General features: G+C 57.1%; 10 protein-coding genes. 9 read left to right on the top strand and 1 reads right to left on the bottom strand.

The window, feature by feature from the left end; translation table 11 throughout:
• Positions 1 to 58: 58 nt before the first annotated feature.
• The 9 genes from CVU77_07915 to CVU77_07955 all read left to right on the top strand — a co-directional run bounded on the left by CVU77_07915 (position 59) and on the right by CVU77_07955 (position 8,298).
• The gene (locus CVU77_07915) at positions 59 to 805 is read left to right on the top strand and encodes a 5'/3'-nucleotidase SurE (GenBank protein ID PKN00938.1); all 747 of its coding nucleotides are present in this window, start codon (positions 59 to 61) and stop codon (positions 803 to 805) included.
• On the top strand, positions 784 to 2,811 hold the full coding sequence (locus tag CVU77_07920) for an excinuclease ABC subunit B (protein ID PKN00939.1): 2,028 nt from the start codon (positions 784 to 786) through the stop codon (positions 2,809 to 2,811). The genes CVU77_07915 and CVU77_07920 overlap by 22 nt, the downstream gene beginning before the upstream one ends.
• Before the next feature lie 15 nt (positions 2,812 to 2,826).
• The gene (gene nadC / locus CVU77_07925; GenBank protein ID PKN00940.1) at positions 2,827 to 3,657 is read left to right on the top strand and encodes a nicotinate-nucleotide diphosphorylase (carboxylating); all 831 of its coding nucleotides are present in this window, start codon (positions 2,827 to 2,829) and stop codon (positions 3,655 to 3,657) included.
• 13 nt (positions 3,658 to 3,670) lie between these two features.
• Positions 3,671 to 4,654: a biotin--[acetyl-CoA-carboxylase] ligase gene (locus tag CVU77_07930; protein PKN00941.1), complete on the top strand. Its 984-nt coding sequence runs from the start codon at positions 3,671 to 3,673 to the stop codon at positions 4,652 to 4,654.
• The gene (locus CVU77_07935; GenBank protein ID PKN00942.1) at positions 4,651 to 5,340 is read left to right on the top strand and encodes a lactate utilization protein C; all 690 of its coding nucleotides are present in this window, start codon (positions 4,651 to 4,653) and stop codon (positions 5,338 to 5,340) included. Before CVU77_07930 ends, CVU77_07935 begins: the two co-directional genes overlap by 4 nt.
• A 94-nt stretch (positions 5,341 to 5,434) precedes the next feature.
• Positions 5,435 to 5,617, top strand: a complete 183-nt coding sequence (locus CVU77_07940; protein ID PKN00943.1) for a hypothetical protein — start codon at positions 5,435 to 5,437, stop codon at positions 5,615 to 5,617.
• Between the two features lie 50 nt (positions 5,618 to 5,667).
• A complete protein-coding gene (locus CVU77_07945; GenBank protein PKN00944.1) occupies positions 5,668 to 6,909 on the top strand; it encodes a hypothetical protein in 1,242 nt (413 codons plus the stop codon).
• Positions 6,855 to 7,280: a hypothetical protein gene (locus CVU77_07950; GenBank protein ID PKN00945.1), complete on the top strand. Its 426-nt coding sequence runs from the start codon at positions 6,855 to 6,857 to the stop codon at positions 7,278 to 7,280. The genes CVU77_07945 and CVU77_07950 overlap by 55 nt, the downstream gene beginning before the upstream one ends.
• Positions 7,261 to 8,298: a hypothetical protein gene (locus CVU77_07955; GenBank protein ID PKN00946.1), complete on the top strand. Its 1,038-nt coding sequence runs from the start codon at positions 7,261 to 7,263 to the stop codon at positions 8,296 to 8,298. Before CVU77_07950 ends, CVU77_07955 begins: the two co-directional genes overlap by 20 nt.
• Before the next feature lie 17 nt (positions 8,299 to 8,315).
• Here the strand turns inward: CVU77_07955 and CVU77_07960 are convergent, their stop codons facing one another.
• Positions 8,316 to 9,329 carry a hypothetical protein gene (locus CVU77_07960; protein ID PKN00947.1) on the bottom strand — a complete coding sequence of 338 codons (1,014 nt, stop codon included), beginning with the start codon at positions 9,327 to 9,329 and terminating at the stop codon, positions 8,316 to 8,318.
• Positions 9,330 to 9,523 lie beyond the last annotated feature (194 nt).

Consider the following 9,523-nt stretch of genomic DNA (forward strand, 5'->3'; position numbering starts at 1 on the left):
TAATTTGCTATTATCTTCCGTGCGACGGACCATCCGCCAACCGAAAGGAATTCCCTTAATGAAAAAACGAACGATACTCGTGACCAACGACGACGGCATTCACGGCGCCGGTTTGCGGCCTTTGGTGTCCGAACTTAAAAAAATAGGCAGGGTAATAGCCATCGTTCCTGATCAGGAACGCTCCGGCATGAGCCATTCCATAACCCTGCATAAACCGTTATGGATAAGAAAGGTCGATGACGATTTTTATATGACCACGGGAACTCCCGTCGACTGCGTGCGATTTTCGATACTGCATATGTTCAAGAAAAAAATCGACATGGTCGTTTCGGGCATAAACACGGGGCCGAATCTGGGCGAGGACGTCATATACTCCGGCACCGTCGCCGGCGCCCGCGAAGGAGCGCTTCTGGGCAAACCGTCGCTGGCGGTATCTCTGTCTGATCTCGGCAATATCAATTTCCGCGACGCGGCGATATTCGCGAGGCATTTGGCCGAAAAAGTTTTCGCCCAAGGCATTCCTGACGATATTTATCTGAATGTGAACTATCCCAAAGTGAAGCGGGGGGTGGAAGTTACCACCCTGGGCAAGCGGGTTTACGACGAGAAAATATTGACTCGCCGCGATCCGCGCGGCGGAACTTATTTCTGGCTGTCCGGCAAGATACTCAAAAGCAAGTTCGTAAAAGGCACCGACACCGGAGCCGTCGATCGCGGCCGCGTTTCCATCACGCCTCTGCGCATTGAGACGGCGAATCCCGCAATATACGGCGAAACCGCAAAGTGGCTGAAAGATTTAAGCTGATATCGCCGTTTGCGCCCGCCGGCGACCAGCCGGGGGCTATAGACGCTCTCGCCGACGGAGTCCGTTCCGGCAAGAAGCACAACCTTTTGCTCGGCGTTACCGGCGCCGGCAAAACTTTCGTAATTGCTTCCGTCATAGAAAAACTCCAGAAACCCGCCCTGATAATCTCGCCCAATAAAATTCTGGCCGCGCAGCTTTACGCGGAATTCAAGAAATTCTTTCCCGAAAACGCCGTAGAATATTTCATCTCGTACTACGATTACTACCAGCCCGAAGCGTATATTCCTCGGACGGATACTTTCATAGAAAAGGACTCCGCCGTCAACGAACATATCGACCGGCTCCGTCTGAAAGCCACGTCTTCGCTGATGTCGCGCAGGGACGTTATCGTAGTGGCGTCGGTATCCTGCATTTACAATCTGGGCTCTCCCGAGGACTACAAAAAATTCTCGGTTCTCGTCGAAAAAGGGGCGTCCAAGGGCATCGGGGATCTTCTGCGGGAACTTGTGGCCGTGCAGTATGCCAGAAATGATTTTGAGCCGTCCAGAGGGCATTTCCGCGTGAAAGGCGATATCGTCGACGTGTTTCCGGCATATCTGGAAACGGGCGTCAGGATTGAGTTTTTCGGCGATATCATCGAGAGCGTATCCGAAATAAATCCTCTTACCTCCGAACGTCTGCGCCCGCTTGAAAAAATCTATATATATCCGGCCAAGCACTTTTTGACCGAGCCGCAGAAAATCTTGGACGCCGTTTCTGTAATCGAGGCCGAGCTCTCCGTGCGCGTAAAATATCTTGAGTCGATAGGAAAACTCGTCGAAGCGCAGCGTATCGCCCAGCGCACCCGTTACGATATGGAAATGCTCAAAGAGACGGGTTTTTGTCACGGCGTCGAGAACTATTCGAGGCACCTTTCGGGACGCCCGTCGGGCGCCCGCCCGGAATGCCTGATGGATTACTTCGGCGAAGATTTTCTCGTCGTAATCGATGAATCGCATCTTACGGTTCCGCAGATAAGGGGAATGCACGAAGGCGACCGCGCCCGAAAGACCACCCTTGTCGATTTCGGATTTCGTCTGCCGTCCGCGCTCGATAATCGCCCCCTGAGATTCGACGAATTCGAGTCGATGGTCAAGACCGCGCTTTACGCGAGCGCGACGCCGGGCGAATACGAAATATCACGTTCGGGATCGCCTGCCGAGCTTGTCATACGTCCGACGGGACTGGTCGATCCCGATGTGGAGATAAGGCCGTCGGAACGCCAGGTAATGGACGTCTCGTCGGAAATAGAGAAACTTTCGCCTCGCGGCCGCATCATAGTAAACACTCTTACAAAAAAAACCGCCGAGGATTTCGCCGCATGGCTCGACGAAAAGAAAATCCGCGCCAAGTATCTTCATTCCGGCATCCCCGCTCTCGACAGAATCGCCATAATAAAAGATTTCCGTCTCGGAAAATTCGACGTTCTCGTCGGCGTGAACCTTCTGCGCGAGGGCCTGGATATGCCGGAGGTTCTCCTTGTGGCTGTGTTCGACGCCGACAAAGAAGGTTTTCTCAGGAGCGAAAGGACTCTTATACAGATAGCCGGACGCGCGGCACGGAATCTCGAAGGCAGAATAATACTCTACGCGTCTTCCGTCACGGATTCTATGCGGCGCGCGCTCGACGAAATGTCCCGCCGCCGCGTAAAGCAGCTGGAGCATAACAGAGTCCACGGAATAACACCGCGCACCATAATAAAAGCTGTCGACGATCTGGAAGAATTCGAGCGCATCGCCCGACGGGAATCGCTTGCCGTGGTTGTGGGGGAATCCGCGGCCGAATATATGTCCGGAGATAAACTGCCTTCCTACATAGCGCAGTTGGAGGAAGAAATGCTGCGCGCCGCCGACCAGCTGGATTTTGAACTCGCCGCCGCGCTGCGCGACAAGATAGCGGAACTTAAAGAGATGTCAGCGGCGGCCGCCTTGCCTAAAAACTCCGCGCCGCGCCGGCGGAAAAAATGATAGAATACGTTTCGTATGCGAATAAATAAAATAATTTCCGCGGCCTTGACGGAAGACAGAGCGTTCAGCGACGCCACTTGCGCGCTTTTGCCGCCCCGCGCTGCGAAAGCCGGGGCCATTGCCGTGATGACGGCCCGCGAGACAGGAGTGGTCTGCGGTCTCGGTGTCGCCGCCGGTGTTTTTCGCGCGACGTCCCGCCGCGTCCGTGTCGAAATTCTTGTCCCCGACGGAAAAAAGGTCGCGCGCGGCGAAGTACTTCTTAAAGCGCGCGGGCCGCTTCGGGCGCTTCTTGCCGCCGAAAGAACCGCTTTGAATTTCGCCGGACGGCTTTCGGGAATCGCCACGCTCACCGCGCGATTCGTCGAGGCCGCGCGCGGAACCCGCGCCCGCATATTCGACACGCGCAAAACGACTCCGTGTCTCAGGGAACTCGAAAAGTCCGCCGTCCGGGCCGGAGGCGGCCGCAATCATCGGATGAATCTTGCGGATATGATTCTGGTCAAGGACAACCACTTGGCGGTCGTTCCGGACCCGCTCCTGTGGGTTAAAGCCGCCCGCCGTCGTCGGAAACAAATCGAAATAGAGTGCGACTCCATAACTCGGCTTCCCGCCGTCGCGGCCGCCGCGCCGGACATTATCCTGCTCGACAATATGAAGCCGCCGGTTCTGCGACGGGCGATAGCTTATATAAGGAAATTCCGCCCGTCCGCGCAAATTGAGGTGTCGGGCGGAGTGAATATTAAAACTGTCCGCGGGATAGCGCGGCTCGGACCGGACAGAATTTCCGTCGGAGCGCTCACGCATTCGGCGCCGTCGCTGGATCTGTCGCTTGAAATAAAGAGTTAAAAAATTCTCGTTTATGCCGGATTCAGTCAGAAAAAAAATATTCCGCGAACTTAAAAAGGGCGCTCTGGTGTCAGGCGAAGCCCTTGCCGGGGCCATCGGCGTGTCCCGGGCGGACGTCAACAAACATATAAAAAAACTCCGTGAAATGGGCTGCGATATTCACGCGGCCAGAAAGTCGGGCTACATTATGAAATCCGGCCCGGATAAAATCACATTCGATAATCTCGAACTGGCGCTTTCCGACGATATTCCGGGATTGTGTTTCGTCAATCTGACCAAAACGGATTCCACGCAGACGCGCGTCAAGGCGCTGGCCGAGAAGGGCTCCGCCGAATGGCTTGTCGTTCGCGCCGGCGAGCAGACCGCCGCCTACGGCCGGCTCCGCCGCCGCTGGGAATCTTCTCCGGGCGGTCTGTGGTTCTCAGTGTTGCTCAGGCCAAATATGGCTCCGTCCGCCGCGCCCGCGTTTTCGCCCGCGTTTTCCCTTGCGGTTCGCGCGGCGGTGGAGCGCGCGAGCGGAGTTAAATGTTACGTTAAATGGCCCAACGACGTGCTTGCGAAAAACCGCTCCGGCGAGTTCGTTAAAATCGCGGGGATAATAACCGAGATATCGGCCGATTCGCAGAAAATACACTGGCTGGCCGTCGGATGCGGGCTCAATGTTTCAAACAAAGTTCCGTCGGGCGCGCTGTTCGCGGCCTCGTCTCTTCTTGAAGCGGGCGCGCCGCCGTCCGTCGAGCCCGCGCGGATTCTGGCCGGGATACTCGCGGCAGCCAAAGACGTTTACGACAGGTACTCTCGCGGCGGCTTCGCGCAGTTCGTCCGCGAGTATGACACATACAACGCCCTGGGCGGCCGCGCCGTCGCGGCGGAAACTTTCGACGGAGAGACGGAAGGCGCGGTAAAAGGCGTCGACAACGAGGGGCGGTTGATTCTTGAAACATCGTCGGGGTTAAAGACCATAACGGCGGGCGACGTCACCATCAAAAAGGCGTGACGGCATTCCGGCTTCCGTCGCGATATTTTATAACGGAGACCAAAACAATGGATGAACACGTAATCTGGTGGAGAAAGAAAATACTTGCGCGGACGGCTAAGGCGCTGGAGGCCAACGGTTTTACCGCGGTCGCAGCCGACACGCTCAAAGATGCCGCGTCGTTTGCGGCCGATGCGGTTCCTGCCGGCTCGACGGTGGGGTTGGGCGGGTCTATGAGCGTGCGGGAACTGGGCCTGGCCGAAATGCTCTCGTCCCGCGGTCACGGCATAATAATGCCTCTTGCGGGAATGAGCCGCGAAGACGCTCTGGCCAAAAGGCGCGCGGCGCTTTCGGCGGACGTATATCTGGCGTCGCCGCAGGCGGTTACCGTCGACGGAAAACTTATTTTCGTGGACATGCACGCAAACAGGACGGCGGCCGTAAGCTTCGGGCCGTCGAAAGTGGTGCTGGTCGCGGGATTCAACAAAATCGCCTTCGATGAGGCGGCGGGTATTTTCCGCGCCAGAAACGTCGCCGCGCCCATAAACGTAAGGCGTCTCGGGCGAAAAACCCCGTGCGCTGAAACCGGACTTTGTTCCGACTGCGACTCCGAGGGGCGTATATGCAGGGTGGTCGAGGTAATACTTAAAAAACCCGGCTCGACGGAAATATGCGTTGTTTTGTGCGCGCAAGATTTGGGCTATTGATTTGACACGACAAGTATAAATAAGTAGAATTGTGCGCAATAGAAAAAAAATGCCGGTCGTATTCCGGTCGGCGTAAAAAACGAGGAGGCCTGCAATGGCTGAAGTTCTGGTAGTGGTCAGCAAGATCAAAAAGATGGTCAAAGAGTCCGATTTGAGAACCGGCGGAGATTACATCGATAAGCTTTCCGAAAAAGTCGATGCCATCGTCAAGGCGTCGGTCGAAAAAGTGAAAGCCGAAGGCGGTAAAAAAACCCTCGGAGCCGAGGATATAATCTGAAAAAGAGCCGTCCGACGGAAATCGCCGCGGGGGTAAGGCCCCCGCCGTCGGTGACGTTTGAAAGCGCCGCGCGGCTGATAACCTCGACCGTCCGGCGCCGGCTGCGCCCGTCGGGGGAAGTCGTGCGTCTTGAGGCCGCGCTCGGCCGCGCCGCAGCCAAAGACATCCGCGCGCGTATGCCGTCGCCGCCGTTCGACAACTCCGCGATGGACGGATACGCCGTCCGCTCGCGCGATGTCCGTCGGGCCGTCGCGCGGCTTAAGGTCGTGGAAGTGATACCCGCGGGCAGAACGCCGTCTGAAAAAATCGGCCGTTGCGAGTGCGCCCGCATAATGACCGGCTCCCGCGCGCCCGCCGGCGCCGACGCCGTGGTAATGAGGGAAAACGCGTCGGCCGAAGCCGGCGGTTTCGTCACAATACTGCGCTCGGTCCGTCGGGGAGAAAACCTGCGCTTCGCGGGCGAGGACGTAAAAAAGGGCGCGTTGCTTATACCCAAAGGTTCGCTTCTGGGGCCCGCCGAACTTGGCCTTGCGGCCTCGCAAGGTCTTAAATCCGCGGCCGTTCTGCGGCGTCCCGTCGTAGGTTTTTTTACGACCGGCGACGAAGTTGTAATGCCGGGCCGTCGGCTTAAATCTTCCCTGATATACAACGCCAACCGCTACACGCTGGGAGCGGCCATCGCCGAATCGGGTTGCTCGCCTCTCTACGCGGGGCATCTTTCCGACGATGAGCGTTCCGCGGCTTCCGCCATATCGTCGGCCGTCGCGCGCTGCGACGCGCTCATTACCTGCGGCGGAGTTTCCATGGGCGACTTCGATATAGTAAAAAAATCCCTGCGGCGTCTCGGCGCGAAATTTATTTTTGAAAGAATAGAAATGAAACCCGGGCGTCCGACGGGTTTCGCGTTGTTGAGGGGCAAACCGGTTTTTACGCTTCCCGGAAACGTTGTGTCGTCTTTACTGTCCTACGAACTCTTGGTCTCGCCGCATCTTTCGCCGCACGGAAGCGGATTCGGACGTGTCTCCCGCGCCGTATCCGGTTTCACATACTCCAAAAACGATTCCCGCCGCCACTTTCTGCGGGTCAACGTGGAAAGCGACGACTCTCTCGTCCCGTCGGCGCGTTTGACCGGCGCTCAGGGTTCGGGCATTTTAAGCTCAATGTCCGGCTATGACGCGCTGGCCGTAATACTCGAAGGCCGCGTCTCTATACGGCGCGGATCGATAATTAAAATAATATCCCGCCGCCCGAAATTATCCCGAACCGTTACCACGCGCGGTTCCCGCAGGTGAAAACAAAATTCAATATCTTCGACGCCCTGCTGGCCGTCGTTCTGGCCGCGGCGGCGTTTTTTTTATTTTTTTACGGAAGCGCGCGCTGGTCGGGAGGGCGGTCCGGCGGTCTTTTTGTCAGGGTGTTGTCCGGATCCGACGAAATCCGCTCCGCTCCTCTTGACGTTGACCGTATAATAAAAATCCGCGACGGCTTTACCGTCAAAATAGAAAAATCGCGGGTTTCCGTGCTTTCGTCCGACTGCCCCAAAAAAATTTGCGAGCATTCGGGAAGCATCTCCCGCGCCGGAGATTCTATCGTATGCGCGCCGAATAAAATCGCCGTGACAATAGTCGCGAAAGACATAAATTATGACGCAGTCACAAAATAAGCCATTGTCGTCCGACGACAAAATCATCAATCTGGCCGCCGCCGGCGCCGCCATTCAGGCGGCCGAGTCGCTCATCCCCCTGCCCGTCCCGGGGGTAAAGCCGGGGCTTGCCAACGTCGCCACGCTGTCGGCCATAGAGGGGATGAACTTTGCCGACGCGTTTCTTGTCGCGCTGTGCCGTCCCGTGGCCGCGTCTTTTCTGACCGGCACATTTTTATCGCCCGCTTTCATAATAAGTTTCGCGGCCTCGCCCGCCTCTTTTCTGGCGATGTCCCTGGCCGCCCGCGCCGGCGTTTTTTCGACTTACGGCGTCAGTATGGCCGGAGCCGTGGCGCACAACGCCGCGCAGCTTGCCGCGGTATATTTTTTGTTCGCCGGCGCGCTGAACATCTTCCGGCTGCTTCCGCTGCTCGTGATTGCGGGGGCGGTCAGCGGCGTGTTGACGGGCGCCGTTGCCGCGGCGGTCTTTTCGCGTTCCCGCGACGGCGAACCGGCGGAAGCGCGCGGAACGCCGTCGGAGGCGGCGGCCGCGCCGCCGGTTTCCTGGCGACGGCTTGCCGCCGCGCTGACGATTGTCGCGGTAAGTTTTTTTGTCGACAGGTGGGACGCGCTTGCCGCCGCCGGCGCGCTGTTCGTGCCGGCGGTATTTATAGGCGGTGGAATTGGCCTGTCGCGGCGCTATGCGCGATTCGCTCCGGCCGCCGCGGTTTTTTTCGCGCTGCCGTATTTATTGGGATCGGGTCTTTCGGTCGCCCTGACTTCGGGATTAAGAATAATTCTGGTTTTTCAGGCGTCCGCGTGGCTGTTTAAAAAAAACCCCGCCGGCTCTCTGCCCGAGATAAAAAATCGCGCGTTTGCAATATTTCCGTTGAGCGCATTCGCAAGGGCTTGGCGGATAACGGGGCGGGCGATATCGCTTGCCCCCGACGTCGCATCCGCGCTTGCCGCGGGAGATTCCGGGCCGGACAAAGAGGGATTTTTTCGACGGGCGGCTAAAATTCTTTCCGTGGGACGCTGATTCCGCCCGCCATTTCTTCAGTAGGTAAAAGGGATTGTTTTGAGCCCCGCAGTTTTGTGTATCCCGCCCCGTTTATCGACGATAACGCATTCCGCGCCTTCGATTTTTTCTATCAGCGCGATACCGCGTTTCGCCCCCAGCACGAACACAGCCGTCGACAGAGCGTCGGCGGTAAGGCAGTCGTCGGCGATTATACTGACCGATATTACGCCCTCGGCGGGAAAACCCGTGAACGGGTCGATGATATGATGGTACCTGCGTCCGTCGAGTTCCCTGAATCTTTCGTAGTCGCCGCTGGTCGCCACCGCCTTGTCGCGAAGGGGAATTACGCCCAGAAATTCCGATTCTTTTCTGGGATGCTTGACCGCTATATTCCACGTTCTTTGCCCGAAAACTCTTATATCTCCGCCCGCGTTGACAATTCCTTCTTTGGCTCCGGCGGATTTCATTTTTTCGACCGCTTTATCGACGGCATAACCTTTGGCGAACGCCCCGAAATCAAGCAGCGCACCCGCTTTTTTATAAAGTTTTCCGTCGACGATTTTTATGCGTCCGATTCCGGATAGTAACCTCGCCGCCGCGATTCGATCCGCCGGCGGCGGTTGCGTTTCGGCATCTCTCCATAGACGGCTCAGCGCGCCCACGGCGGGGTCGAGAGCGCCCGATGAAAACGAAGAAATCCGCAGAGCGAAATCCAGCAGAAACCGCGTTTCATCGTCGAGTATCGCGCCCGCCGCGTCGGTTCTTCCGTCGAGGGTATTTATGGCCGTCATCGCCGCGCCGCCGCCGTATACCGAATATTTTTTCTCGATGCGGCCAATCTCGTCGAAAGCGGCGTCAAAAATATGTTCCCTCGACCTCGCGGAAGTTTTTATTTCGACAAGGGTGTCCATCATCAGGCGCGACCGCGACTCCGCGCGACGCTCAGTGCGGCGTTCCGCCGGAGAGCATCCGGCAGCCGCGACGATAATCGCCGCCGCTGTCAAAGCCGCCGGCATTTTGAAAATATTTGCGATTCGAGTCATAAACATAATCAACCTTATGAGACCGTTAAAAAAGCCGTCAAAATGTCACCCTGAACCCTTCGCCTTCTGTCATCCTGAGCGTAGCGAAGGATCTCGTCCTACTCAGGGCAGGCTCCGTGAGGGGTCTCGTTTGTCGTCGGAGTATGAGATTCTTCGCGGAGTTTATCCTGAGGCATTATGAGATTCTTCGCTTCGCTCAG

It is taken from the genome of Elusimicrobia bacterium HGW-Elusimicrobia-1, from assembly GCA_002841695.1.
Classification (GTDB): Bacteria; Elusimicrobiota; Endomicrobiia; order PHAN01; family PHAN01; genus PHAN01.

Bases quoted from the DNA above. Each gene is read 5' to 3' on its own strand.
- CVU77_07930 (PKN00941.1), top strand. From the start codon at position 3,671: ATGCCGGATTCAGTCAGAAAAAAAATATTCCGCGAACTTAAAAAGGGC.
- CVU77_07955 (PKN00946.1), top strand. From the start codon at position 7,261: ATGACGCAGTCACAAAATAAGCCATTGTCGTCCGACGACAAAATCATC.
- CVU77_07960 (PKN00947.1), bottom strand. From the start codon at position 9,329: ATGTTTATGACTCGAATCGCAAATATTTTCAAAATGCCGGCGGCTTTG.
- CVU77_07915 (PKN00938.1), top strand. From the start codon at position 59: ATGAAAAAACGAACGATACTCGTGACCAACGACGACGGCATTCACGGC.
- CVU77_07940 (PKN00943.1), top strand. From the start codon at position 5,435: ATGGCTGAAGTTCTGGTAGTGGTCAGCAAGATCAAAAAGATGGTCAAA.
- nadC (PKN00940.1), top strand. From the start codon at position 2,827: ATGCGAATAAATAAAATAATTTCCGCGGCCTTGACGGAAGACAGAGCG.